The organism is Streptomyces sp. NPDC060366 (genome assembly GCF_042725135.1).
GTDB lineage: Bacteria > Actinomycetota > Actinomycetes > Streptomycetales > Streptomycetaceae > Streptomyces.
The window spans coordinates 764600-787432 of sequence record NZ_JBHXDC010000003.1; the positions used below are offsets into that span (position 1 = coordinate 764600).

General features: G+C 71.8%; 20 protein-coding genes. 15 read left to right on the top strand and 5 right to left on the bottom strand.

Annotated elements, in window-relative coordinates; genetic code table 11:
• Positions 1–103 precede the first annotated feature (103 nt).
• The 3 genes from ACFWHU_RS12335 to ACFWHU_RS12345 all read left to right on the top strand — a co-directional run bounded on the left by ACFWHU_RS12335 (position 104) and on the right by ACFWHU_RS12345 (position 2736).
• Positions 104–778: a trimeric intracellular cation channel family protein gene (locus ACFWHU_RS12335; protein WP_385802470.1), complete on the top strand. Its 675-nt coding sequence runs from the start codon at positions 104–106 to the stop codon at positions 776–778.
• Positions 779–816: 38 nt separating this feature from the next.
• On the top strand, positions 817–1683 hold the full coding sequence (locus ACFWHU_RS12340) for a thioesterase family protein (protein WP_385802468.1): 867 nt from the start codon (positions 817–819) through the stop codon (positions 1681–1683).
• Positions 1684–1755: 72 nt separating this feature from the next.
• Positions 1756–2736 carry a helix-turn-helix transcriptional regulator gene (locus ACFWHU_RS12345; RefSeq protein ID WP_387224784.1) on the top strand — a complete coding sequence of 327 codons (981 nt, stop codon included), beginning with the start codon at positions 1756–1758 and terminating at the stop codon, positions 2734–2736.
• Here ACFWHU_RS12345 and ACFWHU_RS12350 read toward each other — a convergent pair.
• Entirely contained in the window at positions 2696–3529 is an 834-nt protein-coding gene (locus ACFWHU_RS12350; protein WP_387224785.1) for an alpha/beta fold hydrolase, read from the bottom strand. The genes ACFWHU_RS12345 and ACFWHU_RS12350 overlap by 41 nt on opposite strands.
• 256 nt (positions 3530–3785) lie before the next feature.
• Positions 3786–4337 (bottom strand): DinB family protein, encoded by a 552-nt coding sequence (locus ACFWHU_RS12355; protein ID WP_387224787.1) that lies wholly within the window; start codon positions 4335–4337, stop codon positions 3786–3788.
• A 208-nt stretch (positions 4338–4545) separates the two neighbouring features.
• Between ACFWHU_RS12355 and ACFWHU_RS12360 the strand changes: the two genes are divergently transcribed.
• A complete protein-coding gene (locus tag ACFWHU_RS12360; protein ID WP_385802460.1) occupies positions 4546–5709 on the top strand; it encodes a cysteine desulfurase family protein in 1164 nt (387 codons plus the stop codon).
• Between the two features lie 496 nt (positions 5710–6205).
• Here ACFWHU_RS12360 and ACFWHU_RS12365 read toward each other — a convergent pair whose 3' ends face one another.
• A complete protein-coding gene (locus ACFWHU_RS12365; RefSeq protein WP_387224788.1) occupies positions 6206–6967 on the bottom strand; it encodes an N-acetylmuramoyl-L-alanine amidase in 762 nt (253 codons plus the stop codon).
• 60 nt (positions 6968–7027) lie between these two features.
• On the opposite strand from ACFWHU_RS12365, the gene mnmA reads away from it, so the two are divergent.
• The 3 genes from mnmA (at position 7028) to ACFWHU_RS12380 (ending at position 12130) form a co-directional block, all read left to right on the top strand.
• Entirely contained in the window at positions 7028–8158 is a 1131-nt protein-coding gene (mnmA, locus tag ACFWHU_RS12370) for a tRNA 2-thiouridine(34) synthase MnmA (protein ID WP_381905513.1), read from the top strand.
• Between the two features lie 286 nt (positions 8159–8444).
• Positions 8445–10994 carry a beta-galactosidase gene (locus ACFWHU_RS12375; protein WP_387224789.1) on the top strand — a complete coding sequence of 850 codons (2550 nt, stop codon included), beginning with the start codon at positions 8445–8447 and terminating at the stop codon, positions 10992–10994.
• A 212-nt stretch (positions 10995–11206) separates the two neighbouring features.
• Positions 11207–12130, top strand: a complete 924-nt coding sequence (locus tag ACFWHU_RS12380; RefSeq protein ID WP_387224791.1) for an acetamidase/formamidase family protein — start codon at positions 11207–11209, stop codon at positions 12128–12130.
• A 90-nt stretch (positions 12131–12220) separates the two neighbouring features.
• Here ACFWHU_RS12380 and ACFWHU_RS12385 read toward each other — a convergent pair whose 3' ends face one another.
• Entirely contained in the window at positions 12221–13006 is a 786-nt protein-coding gene (locus ACFWHU_RS12385) for an alpha/beta fold hydrolase (RefSeq protein WP_387224840.1), read from the bottom strand.
• Between the two features lie 121 nt (positions 13007–13127).
• Positions 13128–13457 carry a DUF427 domain-containing protein gene (locus tag ACFWHU_RS12390; protein WP_387224792.1) on the bottom strand — a complete coding sequence of 110 codons (330 nt, stop codon included), beginning with the start codon at positions 13455–13457 and terminating at the stop codon, positions 13128–13130.
• Positions 13458–13582: 125 nt separating this feature from the next.
• Here ACFWHU_RS12390 and ACFWHU_RS12395 point away from each other — a divergent pair, with 125 nt between their 5' ends.
• The 8 genes from ACFWHU_RS12395 to ACFWHU_RS12430 all read left to right on the top strand — a co-directional run bounded on the left by ACFWHU_RS12395 (position 13583) and on the right by ACFWHU_RS12430 (position 22821).
• A complete protein-coding gene (locus ACFWHU_RS12395; protein ID WP_385802450.1) occupies positions 13583–14122 on the top strand; it encodes a TIGR00730 family Rossman fold protein in 540 nt (179 codons plus the stop codon).
• Positions 14123–14206: 84 nt separating this feature from the next.
• Positions 14207–14896, top strand: a complete 690-nt coding sequence (locus ACFWHU_RS12400) for an SDR family oxidoreductase (RefSeq protein WP_385802448.1) — start codon at positions 14207–14209, stop codon at positions 14894–14896.
• Between the two features lie 86 nt (positions 14897–14982).
• A complete protein-coding gene (locus ACFWHU_RS12405; protein WP_385802486.1) occupies positions 14983–15936 on the top strand; it encodes a methionine synthase in 954 nt (317 codons plus the stop codon).
• A 70-nt stretch (positions 15937–16006) separates the two neighbouring features.
• A complete protein-coding gene (gene ligA, locus ACFWHU_RS12410) occupies positions 16007–18271 on the top strand; it encodes an NAD-dependent DNA ligase LigA (protein ID WP_385802484.1) in 2265 nt (754 codons plus the stop codon).
• A 235-nt stretch (positions 18272–18506) separates the two neighbouring features.
• Positions 18507–20633: a putative bifunctional diguanylate cyclase/phosphodiesterase gene (locus tag ACFWHU_RS12415; protein WP_385802446.1), complete on the top strand. Its 2127-nt coding sequence runs from the start codon at positions 18507–18509 to the stop codon at positions 20631–20633.
• Between the two features lie 141 nt (positions 20634–20774).
• The gene (gatC, locus tag ACFWHU_RS12420; protein ID WP_015036350.1) at positions 20775–21071 is read left to right on the top strand and encodes an Asp-tRNA(Asn)/Glu-tRNA(Gln) amidotransferase subunit GatC; all 297 of its coding nucleotides are present in this window, start codon (positions 20775–20777) and stop codon (positions 21069–21071) included.
• 5 nt (positions 21072–21076) lie between these two features.
• Positions 21077–22582, top strand: coding sequence for an Asp-tRNA(Asn)/Glu-tRNA(Gln) amidotransferase subunit GatA (gene gatA / locus ACFWHU_RS12425; protein WP_385802444.1), 1506 nt, complete (start codon positions 21077–21079; stop codon positions 22580–22582).
• Complete coding sequence (locus ACFWHU_RS12430) at positions 22579–22821, top strand: hypothetical protein (protein ID WP_147873715.1); 243 nt, start codon at positions 22579–22581, stop codon at positions 22819–22821. The genes gatA and ACFWHU_RS12430 overlap by 4 nt, the downstream gene beginning before the upstream one ends.
• Positions 22822–22833 lie beyond the last annotated feature (12 nt).

A 22833-nucleotide genomic window follows, 5' to 3' on the forward strand; every position in this document is an offset into this window, starting at 1 on the left:
AACCGGTGACGGGGCGGGCCGGGCGCGGCCCCGCCCCGGCCGTCGCGGTCGCCCATCGGCAGGCGCCTGTCCGGCGTTCACCCGCCCCAGGTAGAACTGTCGGGTGTTCCAGGAACTGTTCAGCCCCTCCGTCCAGCACTCGCTCGACCTCGCCGGCATCTTCGTCTTCGCGATCTCCGGCGCCCTGCTCGCCGTCCGTAAGAACTTCGACGTCTTCGGCATCGCCGTGCTCGCCGAGGTCACCGGGCTGGGCGGTGGGCTGATCCGGGACCTGATCATCGGAGCCGTACCGCCGGCGGCCTTCACCGATCTCGGGTACTTCACCATGCCGCTGGTGGCCACCGTGCTGGTGTTCTTCCTGCATCCGCATGTCGAGCGCATCCAGGGCGCGGTCAACGTCTTCGACGCGGCGGGGCTCGGGCTGTTCTGTGTGACCGGCACGGTGAAAGCGCACGAGTACGGGCTCGGCCTCACCGCGTCCGCCGCGCTCGGGCTCGCCACGGCGGCGGGCGGCGGTGTCCTGCGCGACGTGCTCGCCAACGAGGTGCCGTCGCTGCTGCGCTGGGACCGTGATCTGTACGCCGTCCCCGCGATCGTCGGGGCGACGATGGTGGTCGTCTGTATCCGTTTCGACGCGCTGAACGGGCTGACGAGCGGACTCGCCGTCGTCACCGCGTTCGCGCTGCGGCTGCTGGCGATGCGCTTCCACTGGCGGGCGCCGCGCGCGTACAACCGCCGCTCGACGGCGGCCGAGGAGCCGACGGGACCGAACATATAAGCTACCGCTCAGTAATGCATTGTTGTACCGTGCTTCTCATGGCACAGGCAGCGCAGGCATCCACCGCGGACAGCGAGTTCGACCGCGACACCTCCGTCACCCTCCGCGAACCGGGTGTCTACGACGCGGACCTCTCCGAGGGCTGGGCGATCCTCTCCGCCGTCAACGGCGGCTATCTGCTGGCGATCGTGGCCCGCGCCCTGCGCGACGCCCTGCCGCACCCCGACCCCTTCACGGTCACCGCCCACTATCTGACCCCGTCCCGCCCCGGCCCGGCCGTCGTGCGGACCGAGACCGTACGGAGCGGACGCACCCTCGCCACCGGCCAGGCGTCGCTCTTCCAGTACGAGCCCGACGGCACGGAGGTCGAACGCGTCCGGGTCCTCGCGGCGTACGGCGCGCTGGACTCCCTCGACGACGACGTCCGCACCTCGGTGAAGCCGCCCACGCTGCCGCCGCCCGAGGAGTGCCTGGGTACGGAGGACGGCCCGGCCGCCTTCCCCGCCGACTCCGGCTTCACCCGGCGCGTGGTGGTCAAGCTGGCTCCCGAGACCACGGGTTGGGCGGTCGGTGAGCCGTCGGGGAAGGGCGAGGTGCGCGGCTGGTTCTCGCTGGCCGACCCGCGCGAGCCCGACCCGCTCTCCCTGCTGCTGACGGTGGACTCGTTCCCGCCGACCGCCTTCGACCTCGGCCTCACCGGCTGGACCCCGACGGTCGAACTGACCACGCACATCCGGTGCCGCCCGGCTCCCGGACCGCTGAGGGTCTTCGTGACCACGCGGAACCTGGCGGGCGGCTATCTGGAGGAGGACGCCGACGTCTGGGACAGCGCGGACCGGCTGGTTGCCCAGTCCCGCCAACTGGCCAGGGCACCACGGGCACCCAGGGTCCCCGGAGCGCGGTAGCCGGGCGCCGCGTATACGGGAGTCCGTACCCCGGCCCGCGCGGTCCGCGCCCCCGTGGGCGATCCTGGCCGGGTGAAGGCCGACCGACTCCTCTCGATCCTGCTGCTGCTCCAGACGCGAGGGCTCGTGCCGGCCACCGAGCTGGCCGAGCGCCTCGAGGTCTCCGTACGCACCGTCTACCGCGACGTCGAGGCGCTGTCGGCCGCGGGCATCCCCGTCTACGCCGAACGCGGCAGACACGGCGGCATCGCCCTGCTGCCCGGCTTCCGTACGGACGTCACCGGCCTGACCGCCGACGAGTCCCGCGCCCTGTTCGTCCTCGCCGCCGAGGGCGCCCACTCCGCCCTCGGTCTCGACCGGGCGCTCGGTTCGGCCCTGCGCAAGGTGATGGCCGCGCTGCCCGCCCCGTACCGCCCCGCGGCCGAACAGACCAGCCGCCGCATCATCGTCGACCCGGAGCGGTGGATGCGCGCCGGGCGGCCCGCCGTCGACCTGGACATCCTGAACACGGCGGTCTTCGCCGACCGCCGGCTGCGGCTGACCTACCGGCACAGCGGCACCACGGAAGCAAGGACGTACACGGTCGACCCGTACGGACTCGTCCTCAAGGCGGGCGTCTGGTACCTGATCGCCGACCACCGGGGCGTGCCCGGTCTCTACCGCGCCGACCGCGTGCGGCGCGCGACCCTGACCGATGCCGCCGTACTCCGCCGCGAGGGCGTGGAACTTGGCGACGTCTGGGAGGCGTTGCGCCGGAAGGTGGAGCTGCGCCCGACCGCCGTCGAGGTGACCGCCCGGGTCCGCGTCGCACGGCTGGACATGTTCCTCCGTATCCAGGCGGCCCAACTGACCGACGAGGAGCCGGTCATGGAGGCGTCGGGGGAGTGGGCACGGGTCACCCTCGCCTTCACCGAACTGCGGGCCGTCCGCGCGCTGCTCGCCTTCGGCGAGAACGTGGAGGTGCTGTCACCGCCCGAGGCCCGCGACGTACTCGCCGGGGCCGCGGCCGCTGTCACCGAGCTGTACGGAGGAAGTCGCCCAGCGCCAGGGTGAGTTCGGCGGGGGCGTCCTCCTGTACGAGATGGCCCGCGCCCGCGACGGGACGCAGCTCGGCACCGGGGATCAGCTCGGCGAGCTGCCGGCCCTTCGCCGGCGGGATCCAGGTGTCCTCCTCGCCCCAGCAGATCAGCACCGGCAGTTCCAACTCGCCGTAACGGCCCTCGATCTCGTCGGTGAAACGCTGGTCGTTCTGCGCGATCTGCCGGTAGAACGCGGCCTGCCCCGCCTCCGTGCACCACGGCTCCACCAGCGCGTCCAGGATGTCGGCGTGCAGCCCGGGGTGGCTGGCCGAGCCGACGTACTCCCGCAGGAGCGCGCGGTGCAGCTCGGTCGGCAACCGCGAGAAGACATCGCCGTGTTCGCCCAGCAGCCGGTACGTGGGCGAGCCCCAGGGCGCGAGCGCCACGGGATCCACCAGGGCCAGCCGTTCGTACGCCGCGCCGTGCAGCAGCGTCGCGCGCAGAGCGACGCATCCCCCGAAGTCGTGCGCGACGACGGCGGGCCGCTCCAGCCCCCAGTGCGCCAGCAGTTCGCCGAAGACGCGTGCCTGCGCGCCCAGCGACACGTCCTGCCCCTGCCGCATCTCCGACGCGCCGAACCCCGGCATGTCCCACACGTACACCCGGTGCCGCCCCGCGAGGGCGCGCGCGACGCCCCGCCACACGTACGACGAGAACGGCGTCCCGTGCAGCAGCACGACGGGCGGCCCGCCGACGGGCCCGAGGGCGGCCCACCGGACCTCACCGGCGGAGCTGTTGAACGTGCGGTCGAGAGTCCATCCATCCATGCGCGCCAGGCTAGGGCCTGTCGTTCGGATCTTGCCGGGCTCGCGGTCCCTGGCACGCGCGCCCGCCGCGTTGTCGTCGGTCGCCAACGCCCCGCGTTGTCTCCCTCCTCCGCCTTGCGACCGCACGCACCAACGCGGACATCAGCCGCCGGCGCGGCGGGCGCTCCCTGATCCGGCCTGATCCAAACGACAGGCCCTGATTCCCGGCTCGGACATCCCCCCGGAGCACGGACGCGGGACAGCGCCCCGCGACAGTTCACAGCCCCCGCGCCCCGTCGATCCGCTCGCGGAGCAGATCGGCGTGGCCGTTGTGCCGGGCGTACTCCTCGACCATGTGGACCAGCACCCAGCGCAGCGACACCGTGCCGCGCCACGCGTCCTCGCCCACGACGTCCAGGCCGGGCGCCGCCGCGACGAAGCGGTCTGCGAAGGCCACCTCCGCGCGCCAGGTCCGCCACGCGGCGGTGATCACGTCCGGATCGGGGACCGCGCCGTCGAAGTCCCCGTCCGGGTGCGCCGGGGAGGAGAACCGGGGCGGCGCGTCCTCCCCGGCCATGACGCACCGGAACCAGCGGCGCTCCACGTCCGCCAGATGCCGCACGAGGCCGAGCAGCGAGAGCGTCGACGGGCCTACGGCGCGCTGCGACAGCCTCAGGCCCAGGCCACCGCACTTCATCTCCAGCGTGGCCCGCTGGGCCCCGAGGAAGTCCCTGAGCATCGCGCGCTCGTCGCCGGTGGTCCGGGTGTCGGACCGCCGGTCCGGCCCGGTGGTGACGAACATCTCGGCTCTCCTGCTGCGACCGGTCATGCCGCCATCATTCCGGTGGCGGGTCCCGCCACCCGTACCGCCCCCATCAGGGACCGGACCGGGAGCCGGACCGGGACCGGGCCAGGGCCGGACCAGGGCCGGACCGGTACCGGACCGGGACCGCGAGCACCGTCCGGGGGGCCCGTGCCGCCGCCACCCCCGCCCACGGCGATCCCCACCCGGCACGGCTCGTAGAATCGTCAGCACCATGGCCTATCTCGACCACGCCGCGACCACCCCGATGCTTCCCGAGGCGATCGAGGCGATGACCGCTCGGTTCGCCGACGTCGGGAACGCGTCCTCGTTGCACGCCGCCGGGCGGCGGGCCCGGCGTACCGTCGAGGAGGCGCGCGAAGAGCTCGCCGAATCCCTCGGCGCGCGGCCCAGCGAGGTCGTCTTCACCTCCGGCGGTACGGAGGCCGACAACCTCGCCGTGAAGGGCCTCTACTGGTCCCGCCGCGACGCCGACCCGGCCAGGACGCGCGTGCTCGCCAGCCCCGTGGAACACCACGCCGTCCTCGACGCCGTCGACTGGCTCGGCGAGCACGAGGGCGCGAACGTCGAGTACCTGCCCGTCGACCGCTACGGCAGGGTCTCCCCGGGAACGTTGCGGGAGGCCATCGAGCGCAACCCCGACGACGTCGCGCTGGCCACCGTCATGTGGGCGAACAACGAGATCGGCACGATTCTCCCGGTACGCGAACTGGCCGAGGTGGCCGCCGAGTTCGGCGTCCCGCTGCACTCGGACGCCGTACAGGCCTTCGGCCAGACCGAGGTCGACTTCGCCGCGTCCGGACTCGCCGCGATGACCGTCACCGGTCACAAGATCGGCGGCCCCTACGGCGTCGGCGCGCTTCTCCTCGGCCGGGAGTACACCCCCGTCCCCGTCCTGCACGGCGGCGGCCAGGAACGCCATGTGCGTTCGGGCACCCTCGACGTCCCCGCGATCGCGGCGTTCGCCGTCGCGGGGCGGCTCGCCGCCGAACGACGGGGCGAGTTCACCCGCGACATCGGCGCCCTGCGCGACGAGTTGATCGCCTCCGTACTGAAGGCCGTGCCGGACGCGATCCTCGGAGGCGACCCCGTCGACCGCCTCCCCGCCAACGCCCACTTCAGTTTCCCCGGCTGCGAGGGCGACTCCCTGCTCCTGCTGCTGGACGCGCAGGGCATCGAGTGCTCGACCGGATCGGCCTGTACGGCGGGGGTCGCGCAGCCCAGCCACGTACTGCTGGCCACCGGCACCGACCCCGAACTGGCGCGCGGCACACTCCGCTTCTCCCTCGGCCACACCTCTACAGAGGCTGACGTCGAAGCGGTCGCCTCGGCGATCGGCCCGGCGGTGGAACGGGCGCGAACGGCCGGCCTGAGTTAGGGCCTGTCCGCGCCTGCGTCTGCGGGCCGTTGTGGCCTCAATCGCCGGCCGGGCTGGGGGTGGTTGCGGTTGTCGGTCGTGGGCGGGGTGCGGGGTCTCCGGACGGGTATGTCCGGACGGCGTGATTTACGGTGCGTGCCGCGTTCGTTGGATCTGCTGACCCGGCTTGTTCACGCGCCACAAATCAGCCCAAGTGTCCGAACACACCCCTCCTGCGACCCCGCCCCCCTCACGCCGGCGACCGCAACGGTCAGCGACTGCCGTCCCCCTCCTGCGGGTTGGAAGGGGGACGCGCAGGGGTCGTGGCCGGACACTTGGGTTGATTTGTGGTGCGTGGACAGCCCGGTTCCTCTGAGGCCAACGAGCGTTGCACGCGGCGTAAATCACGCCGTCCGGGCATGACCCCGGAGCGGCCCACGGCCCCCGGCCCGCGCCAATTAAGCCCGGCCGGCGATTGAGGCCGAAACGGCCCGCCGCCGCGGACGGCCCCGCGGGCTCACCCCGCCGCCTCCGCCGTCTCCAGCTCCGCCCGCGCCGCCCGCACCAGCTTCATGTAGCGGTCCCAGTCCCAGTGCGGCCCGGGATCCGTGTGGTCCGTCCCCGGCACCTCCACGTGCCCGATGATGTGCTTCCGGTCGACCGGTATCCCGTGCCGCTCACAGATGCCCGCGGTCAGCCGCGCCGACGAGCGGTACATCGCGTCCGTGAAGTCCTCCGGCCGGTCCACGAACCCCTCGTGCTCGATGCCGACACCGCGTTCGTTGTAGGCGCGGTTCCCCGCCTGGTACGCCACGTCCAGCTCACGGATCATCTGCGCCACGTGCCCGTCCTTGCGCACCACGTAGTGCGTGGCCGCCTGGTGCGCGGGGTCCTTGAAGACCTTGAGGGCCGTGCTGTAGCTGCCCTGCACGACATGGATGATCACCATGTCCACGGTGTAGTCGTCCGGCCGGTCCGCCCGGCGCCAGTTCGCCGACGACGCCGCCACCCACTCGGCGCCCGCGTGATCCAGCTCACCCGGCTTGCGCGGCTTCTCCACCCCCGGCACCCGGTACCAGAGCCGAGTCGCCTGGTCCTGCCCCGCCACGATCGCCGCCGCCCCGCCGCCCACCACCACGGCCGCGCCGCCGATCAGCAGCCTGCGCCGCCCGATCCCCGATCCGTCTCCGGCCGGTGCCCCGCCCGTGCCGGAGCTCTCCGCACCGGAGGTGTCACCGCCCGCACCGCTGCTCGCGGCGCCCCGCTTCCTCTTGCCCATGGACCGACAACGGATACTCGCGCGACTCTGGTTCCCCGGCACCCTTACGCTTGTGGGGCTATGACTCAGACACCCCAGCGCCCCCTCCGTGTGCTCGCCGCCATGTCCGGCGGTGTGGACTCCGCCGTCGCGGCCGCCCGCGCCGTAGAAGCCGGTCACGACGTCACCGGCGTCCACCTCGCTCTCTCCGCGAACCCGCAGTCGTTCCGTACGGGCGCGCGGGGCTGCTGCACCATCGAGGACTCGCGCGACGCGCGACGGGCCGCCGACGTCATCGGCATCCCCTTCTACGTATGGGACCTCGCCGAGCGCTTCCGTGAGGATGTCGTCGAGGACTTCATCGCCGAGTACGAGGCGGGCCGCACCCCGAACCCGTGCCTGCGCTGCAACGAGAAGATCAAGTTCGCGGCGCTGCTCGACAAGGCCGTCGCGCTGGGCTTCGACGCCGTCTGCACCGGCCATTACGCGACGGTCGTCACCGGCCCCGACGGGGCGCGTGAGCTGCACCGCGCGAGCGACATGGCCAAGGACCAGTCGTACGTACTGGGCGTGCTCGACGAGCGCCAGCTCGCGCACGCCATGTTCCCGCTCGGGGACACCCTCACCACGAAGGACGAGATCCGCGCGGAGGCGGAGCGCCGCGACCTGGCCGTCGCGAAGAAGCCCGACAGCCACGACATCTGCTTCATCGCCGACGGCGACACCCAGGGATTCCTCGCCGCCCGGTTGGGCAAGGCCGAGGGGGACATCGTGGACGAGTCGGGGTCCAAGGTCGGCACCCACGACGGCGCGCACGGCTTCACCATCGGCCAGCGCAAGGGCCTGCGGATCGGCCACCCGGCACCGGACGGCAAGCCGCGCTACGTGCTGGACATCTCGCCCGTCGACAACACCGTGACGGTCGGCCCCGCCGCCGCCCTCGACGTCGGTGCCCTGACGGCCATCAGGCCCCGCTGGTGCGGCGGCACGGCCCCGTCCGGGCCCGGCGCCTACACGGCGCAGCTGCGCGCCCACGGCGACGAGACGCCGGTCAGGGCCGAACTGGTCGACGGCACCCTGCACGTCGAGTTCGCCGAGCCGGTACGAGGCGTGGCTCCGGGCCAGGCGATCGTGCTCTACGACGGCACCCGCGTGGTCGGCTCGGCCACGATCGCGACGACGGAGCGCCGTACGGGAGCCCTCGCCGGCTGACGGGCCCGACCCGTCTCGCCGTCCCACCGACGCGATTCGCGTTGCCCGCTGATCGGCTGACCTGCCCCGTCGGCTCCTGGAGGGCCGCCTCCTGAGGAGAGTCGGCCGCGCCGCGCGGGGGCTTCGGCCTGTCACGCCCGTTACCCAAGCGTAATCAAGCGGACTCTTGTGGCCCGTGAGGGGCTGCTCCAGGGTGCATGTATGCGCATACAGACAGCGCATACATGACGCCCCCACTCCGTCGAGCCGCCCCCGTTCTGCTCTCCCCCCAAGGAAGTACGACGCCATGACGCATGCCCCCGCCCCACGCCGCCGCACCGTTCTGGGCGGGGCCGCCCTCGGTACGCTCGCCACCGCGGGCCTGTCCGTGCAGGAGGCCCAGGCCGCCCCGGCGGCCCCCGTCGCCCCTGCCCCGCCCGGCGACACCGCACCGGCCGGCGCGGTCTCGTACCGGAACAAGCAGATCCTCGTCGGCGGCAAGCCCGCGCTTGTACTCGCCGGAGAGATCCACTACTTCCGGCTGAAGAAGGCGGACTGGCAGTCCAGGCTCGACAAGGCCAAGGCCGCCGGCCTCAACACCATCGCCACGTACATCCCCTGGATGTGGCACGAACTGCCCGACGGCACCATCGACGTCACCGGCCGTACCCGCCCCGAGCGCGACCTCGGCGCCTTCATCGACCTCTGCCACCGCAACGGCTTCCTCTTCATAGCCCGCCCCGGCCCCTTCACCATGGCCGAGTTGAAGGGCGAGGGCGTCCCCGAGCGGGTGCGGAAGGACCACCCCGAGATCGTCTCCACCGGCTGGAACGACGCTCCCGCCACCACACCCACCGTCGACTACCTCGCGCCCGCGTTCCTCAAGGAGATGCGCCACTGGTACGCGGCGGTCATGCCGGTACTCGCGGAGCGGCTGCACGGCAGTGGCGGCCCCGTCATCTCCGTACAGCTCGACAACGAGATCGGGATGCTGGCCTGGGTCAGCAACTCACCCGACCTCACCGATCACTTGACGGCCGACTTCGACGGCTGGCTGCGCGAGGAGTACGGCGACGGTCTCGCCAAGCGCTACCCCTTCACCGGCGAGGACCTGGCCGGGCGGCGCAAGGCGATCCGTAACCCGGAAGAGGCGTACGGCGCGGCCCTGATGCACGATCTCGGCCGCTTCATGCGCGGCCGCTTCGCGCGCTACGTCACCGAACTGCGGTCGGCCGCAGAGGAGTACGGGATCACCGGCATCCCGTTCGTGATCAACATCCACGGCACCTCTGACAGCCGCGCCGAGCCGTTCCCCATCGGCATCAGCCAACTGATGGAAACCTACGGGGGGATCGAGGGGACGATCTCCGGCGCGGACTTCTACCTCGGCGACCTGACCCTGCGCAATGTCACCGACCTGTATCTCATCAACGCCTTCATGGACGCGACCAACGACAAGGACCAGCCGGTCACGGCGCTGGAGTTCGACGCCGGCCACGCCGACTACGGTCAGAACCTGGACAGCCAGACCAGCCCGTCGGGCGTCGATCTCAAGACCCGTCTGTGTATCGCGCAGGGCGCCAAAATGCTCAACTACTACCTGTTCGCGGGCGGGTTCAACCCCAAGCTCGACAAGCCGACGGGCGACGGGAACGACCGGATCGGCATCACGGGCGAGCGGCACGGCTTCGCCGCCCCGGTCGATCCGGAGGGCCGGCCGGGGGTCAGCTACGCGCCGACGCGGCAGACCGTGCGTGCGATGGGTGGTCTCGCCGATGTCCTCGCGCCGATGCGCGCGACGTACGACGACGTGGTGCTCGGCTTCGTACCCGATCACTATCTGACCGAGTACCACCCGCCGAAGCTCGCGTCCGTACAGCGCGTACTGGACGAAGCGGTGAACACGCGCGGCGCCGGCCCGCGCGGCTCCCTGGCCCGCGCGATGCTGCTCGGCGGCTTCCGCTACCGGAGCGTGAACCTCCAGGCGGGCGATCTCGACCCGAAGGCCGTACCGGTGCTCGCGCTGGCGACGGGAGAGCACCTGGGGGCCGAACTCCAGCGGCGCCTGGTCCGCTACACCGAGGCGGGCGGCAAGCTGCTGCTGTCCGGGAGGCTGCCGGTCAAGGACATGGCCGACAAGAGCTGCACCGTCCTCGCGGACGCGCTGGGCCTCAAGGCCGGCACCACGCTCACCGACGCGAACCGCTTCTGGCTCTCCGTCACCGCGCACGGCTGGGCGGCGCCGCTCCCCGAAGTACGGCTGTCACGCACCCAGTTGTGCGAGCCCTCGCGAGGCACGACCGTGCTGCGCGAGCTGTCCACGGGCAAGGGCTGCGGCTTCGACATCCCGCTCGGGCGGGGGCGGGCCGTCGTGATCACCACGGACTACCAGTGCGACCTGACCTTCTGGGACCGTGCCTTCCGCGCCCTGGACGCCGCCCCCGCCCTCCGGCACAGCGCGACCGATCCGGGAGTCTTCCTGCTGACGACGGCGGACGACGAGCGCGGACGGCTGCTGCACGCCTTCAACGTCTCCTCGGGCTACGACCAGGACTTCACCGTCACGGAGAACGGCAAGCCCCTCTTCGGCGGCGAGAAGCTGCACCTGCCCGGTCGTACGGCGGCGATCCTGCCGCTCGGCCTGACCGCGGGCGGCCTGCGCATCGCGTACGCGACGGCGGAACTCACCGGCGCCGCCGACGGCCGGGCGACGTTCCGCGCGCTCGGCGCTGCCGGCGGGGAATCGGTGGTCGTGGTGGAGGGCGCGGCGCGGTGCGACGGCGCGCGTACCTCTACCGAGGGCGGCCGGACCGTACTGCGCGTACGCCGAGCGGAGTTCACCGTACGCCGAGGCTGACGCGAGACCGCGCGGCCCGGGGGACTCCCAGCCCCCGGCCGCGCGGTGGCGTCCCGTGGGGGTTGTCACGGGCCGGAGCGCGGGGCGGACTACGGTGGCGGGACACCGGTCACGGGCGCCGTGCCCGCACCGTATGTACCCACCGCCCCGCGCCGCACGTACCGATCACCCCGTACCGACCGCGCCCGCCGCTCCGACGGAAGGAAGCCCCCGTGGCCGAGCACATCCTGGACTCCGTGCCCGGCACGGTGAGCGACGTCTTCTCGCGCGAACTGCCCCCGGTGCTGACCGTCGACCCCGGGGACACCCTCACCGTCCACACGCTCGACTGCACGGGCCATCTGGAGCGCCGGCGCACGGCGGACGAGAACGTGGCGCGCATGTTCGACGAGCGGCGCGGTCACTGCCTGGTGGGCCCGATCGCCGTACGCGGCGCCGAGCCGGGCATGGCCCTCTCCGTACGACTGGAGTCACTGCGCCCCGACGACTGGGGCTTCACCGCGGCGGCGACGTCCGACACCCCGCTCGCGCGCCGGCTGGGCATGACCGCCGAGGACGCGGAGTGGCTGCTGTGGGACCTCGACGCGAACAAGGGCACCGGGACCGACCAGTACGGTCACACGGTCTCCCTCGCGCCCTTCCTCGGCGTCATCGGCACACCCCCCGACGAACCGGGCGAGCACTCCACGACCCCGCCCCGCACCCTCGGCGGCGGGAACATCGACTGCCGCGAACTGGTCGCCGGATCAACCCTGTTCCTGCCGGTCACCGTGCCGGACGCGTTGCTCAGCATCGGTGACGGCCATGCCGCGCAGGGCGACGGCGAGGTATCCGGCACGGCGGTCGAATGCGGTATGACGACCCGCCTCACCGTCGGCCTCCAGACCTCCCCGCCGATCCCGACACCGCACGCGATCACCCCGGCGGGCCGGATCACCTTCGGTTTCGACGCGGACCTCAACGAGGCTTCGGCGCGGGCCCTGGACGCGATGCTGACGTGGATGACGTCGCTGTACGGGGTGAAGCGCGGGACGGCGCTGGCTCTGGCGAGTACGATGGTCGATCTGCGGGTGACGCAGGTGGCCAATCAGGTGTGGGGCGTGCACGCGGTGCTGCCGGACGGCGCGATCCGCTGAAGCCCACGCGCCCGTGCCGGTAGCGGGCGTGCGAGGCGAGCACGCCGCCGGTCACCGTTCTCGGCGTTGGCGGTCCCGGTGTCATCGTGCTCACGCCGCCGCGGCGAAGTACTCGGCGAGGACCGGCGCCAGCACATGCGGCGCCACCTCGTGCACCTGGCCCGTCAGGGTGCGGTGCCGCCCACGCGGCAGCGCGGCGGCCACCGCCCGCGCCGCCACCCGCATGGGCGGCGGGCTCGCGCCCCCGTCCACGACCATCACCCGCGCGGTGATCCGCGCGAGCCGCTCCGTCGGGACCGGGCCGGGACCCATCACGGCGTTGTCGTACGCGAGGGTGTGCGCCAGCGCCGTCATGCCCCGCCACATCGTCGCCCGGCGCATCCGCGCCACCACGTCGGGCGGCACCCCGACCATCGACAGGAACAGCTCCACGGCCTCGTCCCGCCGCCCCCGCACCAGCAGGTCGTCGAGCCGCGCCGTGTACGCCGCGCCGTCCGTGACATCCGCCGCGACGGTGTCGTACGGAGGCTCGTACACGGCGAGTTGGGTGATCGGCAGCCCCGCCGCAGCCGCCTCCAGCGCCAGGGCCGCGCCCGACGACATGCCGTACACCGAGGCGCTGCCGCCCGCCTCCGTAAGGAGGGCGGCGATGTCCTCGACCTCGCGCTCCACCGCGTAGGGCGCCGTGTCGCCGCTGCCGCCGCGCCCCCGCCGGTCGTAGGTGATCACACTGAAGCGCGGTGCGAGGAGCGCAGCCAGCGGTGCTTCCGCCTCCGCCGTGCTGAACGCCCCTCCCACCATGATCACCGGTGGTCCGTCGCCGCTCGTCCGCCGGTACGCGATGAGGGTGCCGTCACCCGACTCCGCCTTGCCCACTTGGTCCATACGCTTATGGACCGGCGGGCTCACCGGAACTCATCGCCGGTGAACGGAAATCGGAGAAGTTTTTTCCGGCCGGTCCTCCGGCACCGCCTCGCGGCCCGGCCGGGCCCGCCGCTCAGCCGCCGACGACCTCTGTCTCGTAGAAGCAGAAGTGGTCCTTGATCTGCGCCACTTCGTCCTTCGGCTCGGGATACGCCCAGACCAGGTCCGGCGCGCCGGGCAGCGACCAGTAGGAGGCGTCGCCCTTGAACGGGCAGTGGGTCGTGGTGTCCGACGCGCTCAGCAGCTCCGTACGCACGTCCTGCGGCGGCAGGTAGTAACGGACGGGCAGCCCGGTCTCGTGCAGCAGCAGCGGGCGGCGGCTCTCCGCGACGACCTGTCCGTCGCGTACCACCCGTACGCGCTCCGTGCCCTGCTCGACGGTGATGGTGTGGCCCTTGGCCATGGCGATCCGCTCCTTCGGTGAACTCGGTCCCTCTGTTGAGGCCGGTGTGACGCTGGTCCCTTCTACCGTCAGCAACGGCCGGGCACGCCCTCTTCCCAAGGAGGTCACCCGGATACCGTGGATCCATGAATATCTGCGTCTTCCTCTCCGCCGCCGACCTCGACGAGCGCTACACCGGCCCCGCCCGGGAATTCGCCGAACTCCTCGGCAAAGGTGGTCACACGCTCGTCTGGGGCGGTTCGGACGTCGGCCTGATGAAGGTCGTCGCCGACGGGGTGGAGGAGGCGGGCGGGCGGCTCGTCGGCGTCTCCGTCGGCTTCCTGGGCGCCTCGGTGCGGGAGCGGGCCGACGAGATGGTGATCGCCAAGGATCTCGCCGAGCGCAAGGCGCTGCTCCTCTCGAAGTCCGACGCCGTCGTGATCATGGTCGGCGGCACGGGCACGCTGGACGAGGCGACCGAGATCCTCGAACTGAAGAAGCACGGCATGCACGACAAGCCCGTGGTGCTGCTCAACACGGCTGGCTTCTACGACGGACTCAAGGAACAGTTCGTCCGTATGGACCGCGAGGGCTTCCTTCCCCTGCCCCTGACCGAGCTGGTCTTCTTCGCGGAGGAGGCGGTGGGCGCCCTCGCCTATCTGGAGGAGTCGGCCGGCGTCCGCTGACCGCCGACGGGGCCGCGACGGGGCCGCTGCGGGACGGGGGCGGGACCGTACGACCGCGCCATGGGGTGATGCGAACATGACCCCATGGCTACCCATCTGATCACCGGCGCGGGCTCCGGCATCGGCGCCGCCGTCGCGCGCCGGCTGCACGACCGCGGCGACGACCTGCTGCTCTTCGCCCGCGACGCCGGCCGGGGCAAGGAACTCGCCGCGGCCCACCCCGGCGCCGGTGTGCTCGTCGGCGACCTCACGAACCCCGAGCGGCTCTCCTGGGCGCTGTCGCACCAGACACTCCCCGACCGGCTGGACTCGTTCCTGCACATCGCGGGCATCGTCGACCTCGGCCCGGTCGGCGAGCTGACCCCCAAGGCGTGGACGACCCAGCTGAACGTGAATCTCGTCGCGCCCGCGGAGCTGACCCGCCTCTTCCTGCCCCAACTGCGCGCCTCGCAGGGCCAGGTGATCTTCGTGAACTCGGGCGCCGGGCTGATCGCCCACGCCGGATGGGCCGCGTACGGCGCCTCCAAGCACGGCCTGAAGGCGCTCGCCGACGCCCTCCGTCAGGAGGAGCGGCCGAACGGCATCCGCGTCGCCTCCGTCTATCCGGGCCGTACGGCCACGCCCATGCAGGTCAAGGTGCACGGACAGGAGGGCAAGGAGTACGACGCCTCCCGCTGGATCGACCCGGAGTCGGTCGCGACGACGATCCTCACGGCCCTGGACCTGCCGCGCGACGCGGAGATCAACGACCTGACGGTGCGGCCGGGACGATGAACGAGAACGACAGAGAGACCGACAACAGCAACGGGACCGGCGCCCCGGCGAAGGCCCTGTGGGGCGCCGCCACCGGTGTCGGGTCGATGCCCGGCGAGGACGCCCGCGAGACGGCCAAGGGCGTCACCGGTACCTTCGAGGACTTCCCGCACCTCGCCGAACTGCCCGCGCGCGGCCCCGGCGCCGACATGATCGGGCGGACCGCCGGCCTGCTCGTCGAGGTCTTCGCCCGCGTGGAGCCCAGCGGCTGGCGGATCGGTGACCGCCCCGGCCGCGACACCCGGCGGGCCCGCTCCTGGCTGGGCGAGGACCTGGACGCGCTCGAAGAGTTCAGCCAGGGGTACGAGGGCCCGCTCAAGGTCCAGGTGGTCGGCCCCTGGACGCTTGCCGCCGCGCTGGAACTGCGCAACGGCGAGTCGGCGCTCAGCGACCCCGGCGCCTGCCGCGACCTGGCCGGATCGCTGGTGGAGGGCCTGACGGCGCATCTCGCCGACGTACGGCGCAGGGTGCCCGGCGCCACGCCCGTGCTCCAACTCGACGAGCCGTCCCTCACCGCCGTACTGCGCGGGCAGGTCAGGACGGCCAGCGGCTACCGGACCCACCGGGCGGTGGACCGCCAGGTCGTCGAGGACGCGCTGCGCCAGGTGATGAGGGCGAACGACGGCCCCGCCGTCGTGCACTCCTGCGCCCCCGACGTGCCGTTCGCGCTGCTGCGCCGCGCGGAGGCGGCGGCCGTGTCGTTCGACTTCTCTCTGCTCACCGAGCGTGACGAGGAGCCGATCGGTGAGGCGGTGGAGGGCGGTGTGAAACTGCTCGCCGGGGTCGTGGCGGGCACCGACGCCCCATTGTCGGACCCGGGCGGTAGCGTCATGGGTATCAGAACGCTGTGGCGCAGGCTGGGGCTGGATCCGGGGACTCTCGCGGAGTCCGTGGTGATCACCCCGTCGTGCGGGCTCGCGGGCGCTTCGCCCGCGTATGCCCGTGCCGCCATGGCGCACTGTGTCAGGGCGGCGCGATCCCTCGCGGACAACCCTGAGTGACATCGGCAAGACATGGGTCGCGCTGATCGCGGTGCTCGCCGTGATCGCGGTGAAACGGGAGGACGAAACGGTGGCCGGCGAACAGCAGACGGCAGTGCCCGCGGAGGCGCGGGAGCGACACGCGCACCTCGCCGAGCAGGTCGAGGAGCACCGGTTCCGCTACTACGTGAAGGACCAGCCGGTCGTCAGCGACGGCGAGTTCGACAAGCTGCTGCGCGCGCTTGAGGCGCTGGAGGAGCAGTACGGGGAGCTGCGTACGCCCGACTCGCCGACCCAGAAGGTCGCGGGGGCGTACGAGACGGAGTTCACCGCGGTCGAGCACCGCGAGCGCATGCTCTCGCTGGACAACGCGTTCGACGACGAGGAGCTGGCAGCCTGGGCGGAGCGCGTGGCCCGCGACGTGGGCGCGCCGGGCTATCACTTCCTGTGCGAGCTGAAGGTGGACGGACTCGCCGTCAATCTGACGTACGAACAGGGCAGGCTGACGCGCGCCGCGACCCGCGGGGACGGCCGCACCGGCGAGGACATCACGCCCAACGTCCGTACGATCGCCGAGATCCCGCACCGACTGAAGGGCGACCGCGTCCCGGAGCTGGTCGAGATCCGCGGCGAGGTCTTCTTCCCGATGGACGGCTTCCAGGAGCTCAACGCCCGGCTGGTCGCGGCCGGTGACAAGCCGTTCGCCAACCCGCGCAACGCGGCGGCGGGTTCGCTGCGCCAGAAGGACCCGAAGGTCACGGCGTCGCGCCCGCTGCACATGGTGGTGCACGGCATCGGCGCGCGCGAGGGCTTCGACATCGACTGCCTGTCGCACGCCTACGAGCTGCTGGAGGAGTGGGGCCTGCCGACGGCCCAGCACAACAAGGTCGTCGAAGACCTCGCGGGAGTAAGGGAGTTCATCACCTACTTCGGTGAGAACCGGCACTCCGTCCAGCACGAGATCGACGGCGTCGTGGTCAAGCTGGACGAGATCTCCCTTCAGGGCAGGCTCGGTTCGACCTCCCGCGCCCCGCGCTGGGCGATCGCCTGGAAGTACGCGCCGGAGGAGGTCAACACCAAGCTGGTCGACATCCGGGTCGGCGTGGGACGCACCGGGCGGGTCACTCCGTACGCGGTGGTCGAGCCGGTCCATGTCGCGGGCTCCGAGGTCGAGTTCGCCACGCTCCACAACCAGGAGGTGGTGAAGGCCAAGGGCGTCCTCATCGGTGACACGGTCGTGCTGCGCAAGGCGGGCGACGTCATCCCGGAGATCCTCGGCCCGGTCGCCGATCTGCGGGACGGCAGCGAGCGCGAGTTCGAGATGCCGTCCGTCTGCCCCGACTGCGGCACGGAATTGCAGGCCATGAAGGAGGGCGACATCGACCTCCGCTGTCCCAACGCCCGTTCATGCCCCGCTCAGTTGCGCGAGCGGTTGTTCTATCTCGGTGGCCGCAAATGCCTGGACATCGAGAACTTCGGCTATGTCGCCGCCGCGGCGCTGACCAAGCCGTTGGAGCCGTCGACACCCCCGCTGCTCAACGAGGGCGACCTCTTCACCCTCACCGTGGACCAGTTGCTGCCCATCAAGGCGTATGTGCTCGACGCGGACAGCGGTCTGCCCAAACGCGACCCGGAGACCGGCGAGGAGAAGGTCGTCACCGTCTTCGCCAACCAGGAGGGCCAGCCGAAGAAGAACGCGCTGGCGATGCTGGAGCACATCGCGGCGGCCAAGGAGCGCCCGCTGGCGCGGATCATCGCGGGGCTGTCCATCCGGCACGTGGGACCGGTCGCCTCGGTCGCGCTGGCACGGGAGTTCCGGTCCGTCGACAGGATCGAGCAGGCCAGTGAGGAGGAGCTGGCGGCCGTCGAGGGCGTCGGTCCGACCATCGCGGCCTCGCTCAAGCAGTGGTTCGAGGTGGACTGGCACCGCGAGATCCTGCGCAAGTGGCGGGAGGCCGGGGTCCGGATGGAGGACGAGGGCGGCGGCGAGGACGAGGGTCCACGCCCGCTGGCGGGCCTCACCGTGGTCGTCACGGGCACATTGGAAAATCACACCAGGGATGGCGCGAAAGAGGCGCTCCAGACGCTCGGAGCGAAAGTCACCGGCGCCGTGTCGAAGAAGACCGCCTTCGTAGTGGTAGGTGAGAACCCCGGTTCCAAGTTCGACAAGGCGATGCAGCTGAAGGTGCCGGTGCTCGACGAGGCGGGGTTCGCCGTGCTGCTCGCCGACGGCCCCGAAGCGGCGCGAGAGGCCGCGGTACAGGCGCCCGAGGCCCCTGAGGGCGGTGCGCCGGAACCGGCCAAGGACGTCCCCCGGACGGCTGACGACACGTCTGCCGAAAGCGGGACCGGCTGACCGAACGGGCACAACAGGCCCTCGTAGGTCACCCGTTCGGACGCATACCAGATGGATACGGAAGGGCGGGTTGCATTCGGGCAACAGCGGTAGAGCGCTGCCCGCCGACGCCGTTCGCGGCCTACTGTTGAGGGGTACGCCTGTCGTGCACGGCTGCGTGTGGGAAATCAGCCGTGGTGGCATGACAACGTGCCATCGCGTGGTAACGGCACCGCCGGCTGTGAGAGGGACGGGAATGAAACCGACCGAGAGCGCCGCCCCGGTCTCACGCCCGCGTGGATTCGCGGGACTTGGAGGCATGTCGGCCAGAGTGCCCCTCGTCGTGGTGGGACTCGCCGCCGCCGTGCTGGCACTGGGCATCTCCCTGGATGTGCGGGACGGCCGGGCCCTCTTCCCGGACGGCGCCACGGGCTGGTCGCTCGCCGTGCTCACCGGCATCGTGGTCGGCCATCTCGTCGCGCTCGGCCGCGACCGCTGGTGGGGCGGCACGGGCTCCGGCGCCGCCCTCACCCTCGGGGTACTGCTCCTGTACGGCTGGGTGGCCGCCGGACTGGTCAGCCTCGCGGTCGTGGTGCTGGTCGGCATCGCCCGCAGACACCGCTGGCGCCAGGGCGCGCTGCACGGCGCCGCGGACATCCTCGGCATCGGGGCCGCGGCGCTGGTCCTGCTCGCCTTCGGCGACGTACCGACGGTCGCCGAGCCGGGGCGGCCCCTCCACTGGGGGATCGGCACCGTCCCCGAAATCGTCCTGGCGGCCGGGGCGTATCTGCTGGTGACCCGGCTGCTCCTGTGGTATTCGCAGACCTCGCAGGGCGGCGGCCTGCCGACCGTGGCCCGCACGGCGCTCCTGCGGCAGGGCCTGCTCGCCGTCGCGCTGCTCGGGATCACCCCGCTGATCTGTGTGGTCGCCGTGTCCCGGCCGGTGGTGCTGCCGCTGTTCGCCGTCCCGCTGATCGCCCTCGACTCCACGCTCTGGATCGCCAGGGCGCGAGCCGAGGAGCAGCTGCGCGACCCGCTGACCGGGCTGCCCAACCGGCAGTGGCTCCTCGAGCGGACGTGGACGGCGCTGGAGGAGGCCAAGACCCTCGGCGCGCGCTCCGCACTCGTCCTGATCGACCTCGACCGGTTCCGCTCGGTCAACGACACGCTCGGTCATCTCGCGGGCGACAGACTGCTGTTGCAGATAGCGGACCGGCTCAAGCTGGCCCTGCCGCGCGGGGCGGAGGCCGCGCGGCTCGGTGGCGACGAGTTCGCCGTACTGCTGCCGCTGGTCGACTCCACGACCAGCGCGCAGCGCGTGGCCCGCCATCTCGCGGCGGAGCTGTCCTCGCCACTCGATCTGGACGGGCTGACGCTCGTCCTGGAGGCGAGCGCCGGCGTCGCGGTCTACCCCGAGCACGCGGTGGACGCCGAAGGGCTGCTCCAGCGGGCCGACGTCGCGATGTACCAGGCCAAGCGGGACCGTACGGGCGTGGAGGTGTACGAGTCCAAGCGCGACTCCAACACCCCCGACCGGCTCGGCCTGTTGGGCGATCTGCGGCGCGCGCTCGACGCGGGCGACGTGGAGCTGCACTACCAGCCCAAGGTCCGCTTCGACGGCCAGGTCGTCGGCCTGGAGGCGCTCGTACGGTGGGTGCATCCGGACCGGGGGAGGGTGCCCCCGGACGAGTTCATCGCGATCGCCGAGTCCTCGGGTCTGATGCCGCATCTCACCGAGTACGTACTGGAATCGGCCCTCGGCCAGGTCGCCCGCTGGCGGTCCCAGGGCCTGTTCGTCCCGGTGGCCGTCAACGTCTCGCCGCGTGACGTCCACACACCGGGCTTCGCCGGCGCGGTCGCCGCGCGGCTCGCCCGGCACGGCGTCCCGGCCGGCTCGCTCCAACTGGAGATAACCGAGCACGTCCTGCTGGAGGACCCGCAGCGGGCCGCCGACACCCTGGCGGGCCTGACGGGCCACGGCGTGAAGATGTCCCTCGACGACTTCGGCACGGGCTACTCGTCGCTGGTCCATCTGCGCCGTCTCCCGGTGAGCGAGCTGAAGATCGACCGCTCGTTCGTGGCCCGCCTCGCCATCGACACCGAGGACGCGGAGATCGTCCGCTGCACCATCGACCTCGCCCACTCGCTGGGCCTGGTGGTCGTCGCCGAGGGCGTCGAGGACGACGAGACCTGGGAGCGACTGCGCGATCTGGGCTGCGACGCGGTCCAGGGCTGGCTCGTGGCCGCCGCGATGCCCCCGCACGAGGCGACGTCCTGGCTGCTCGCCCGCGGCGAGACGGGCTGGCACCGCCCGCCGCCCGCACCGGCCCTGGAGCCCCCGCGCACCGACGCCTCGGGCCCCTCCAGCCGCGTGGTCCAGTAGCCCGCGCGGCACCCCACCGGGGGCCGGGATCGAGACCCGGGCCGTAGCCGGGGCCCGGATACGGGAAACCGTTTCGTGGGCACGGTGCCGCGCCCCATAGGATTGGGTCAAAATCCCGACACTCACCCAGAGGAACGCTGCATGCCTGGCATCACGCGCGAGGAGGTCGCCCACCTCGCACGGCTGGCGCGTCTGGAGCTGAAGGGCGAAGAGCTCGATCACTTCGCCGGTCAGCTCGACGACATCATCGGCGCGGTCGCCCGCGTATCCGAGGTCGCCGACCAAGACGTTCCGCCGACCTCGCACCCGCTGCCGCTGACCAACGTCATGCGCGCGGACGAGGTACGCCCGTCGCTCACCCCCGAGCAGGCGCTCTCCGGCGCCCCGGCCCAGGAACAGCAGCGTTTCAAGGTGCCGCAGATCCTGGGGGAGGACTAACAGCCATGACGGACATCAAGACCGACATCATCCGGCTCACCGCCGCCGAGATCGCCGAGAAGGTCGCCTCCGGCGAGCTGACGGCCGTCGAGGTCACCGAGGCCCACCTCGCCCGTATCGAGGCCGTCGACGAGAAGGTCCACGCCTTCCTGCACGTCGACCGCGAAGGCGCCCTCGCGCAGGCCCGCGCCGTGGACGAGCAGAAGGCCAGGGGCGAGAAGCTCGGCCCGCTCGCAGGCGTCCCCCTCGCGCTGAAGGACATCTTCACCACCGAGGGCATCCCCACCACCGTCGGCTCCAAGATCCTCGAAGGCTGGATCCCGCCGTACGACGCGACGGTCACCCGGCGCCTCAAGGAAGCCGGCGTCGTCATCCTCGGCAAGACCAACATGGACGAGTTCGCCATGGGGTCCTCCACGGAGAACAGCGCGTACGGCCCCACGGGCAACCCCTGGGACCTCACCCGTATCCCCGGCGGCTCCGGCGGCGGCTCGTCGGCCTCCCTCGCGGCGTACGAGGCACCGCTCGCCATCGGCACGGACACCGGCGGCTCCATCCGCCAGCCCGCGTCCGTCACCGGCACGGTCGGCGTCAAGCCCACCTACGGCGGCGTCTCCCGCTACGGCATGGTCGCCTTCTCGTCCTCGCTCGACCAGGGCGGCCCGTGCGCCCGTACGGTCCTGGACGCCGCTCTGCTGCACGAGGTCATCGCCGGGCACGACCCGCTCGACTCGACCTCCATCGACGCCCCCGTGCCCCCGGTGGTCGAGGCCGCCCGCAACGGCACCGTCGCCGGTATGCGCGTCGGCGTCGTCCGGCAGTTCTCCGGCGAGCACTACCAGGCGGGCGTCATGCAGCGCTTCGCCGAGTCCGTCGACCTCCTGAAGGAGCTCGGCGCGGAAGTGGTCGAGCTGGACTGCCCGTCCTTCGACCTCGGCCTCTCGGCGTACTACCTGATCGCCCCCTCCGAGTGCTCCTCCAACCTCGCGCGCTTCGACGCGATGCGCTACGGCCTGCGCGTCGGCGACGACGGCACCCGTTCGGCCGAGGACGTCACCGCCCTCACCCGTGAGGCGGGCTTCGGCGACGAGGTCAAGCGACGCATCATGCTCGGTACGTACGCGCTCAGCTCCGGCTACTACGACGCGTACTACGGCTCCGCGCAGAAGGTCCGCACCCTCATCGTCAGGGACTTCGAGAAGGCCTTCGAGCAGGTCGACGTGATCGTCTCGCCGACCACGCCCACCACCGCCTTCGCGATCGGTGAACGCGCCGACGACCCGATGGCGATGTACCTTTCCGATCTGTGCACCATCCCGACCAACCTGGCCGGAAACGCCGCCATGTCGCTGCCCTGCGGACTGGCGCCGGAGGACGGTCTGCCGGTCGGGCTGCAGATCATCGCCCCCGCGATGAAGGACGACCGTCTCTACCGGGTAGGCGCTGCGGTCGAGGCGGCGTTCGTGGAACGCTGGGGACATCCGCTGTTGGAGGAGGCACCGTCGCTATGAGCGCAATGACCAAGAAGGCCAAGAGCTTCAAGAAGTCGAAGTCCGGCATGTACCTGTCGATCGGCACGACCGCTTTCGGTGCGGTCAGCGTCCTCAAGCAGGCCAAGCTGGCCCGCGAGGACAACGACACGCTGCGGCTGATCGACGCCGCCGTCTCCGCCGCCGCCATCGTCACCGGCATCGCTCTGCTCTACCGCGAGCTGAAGCGGCTGGGCGACGACGACGTCCTGTTGGGCTAGAGCCCGCAGAGA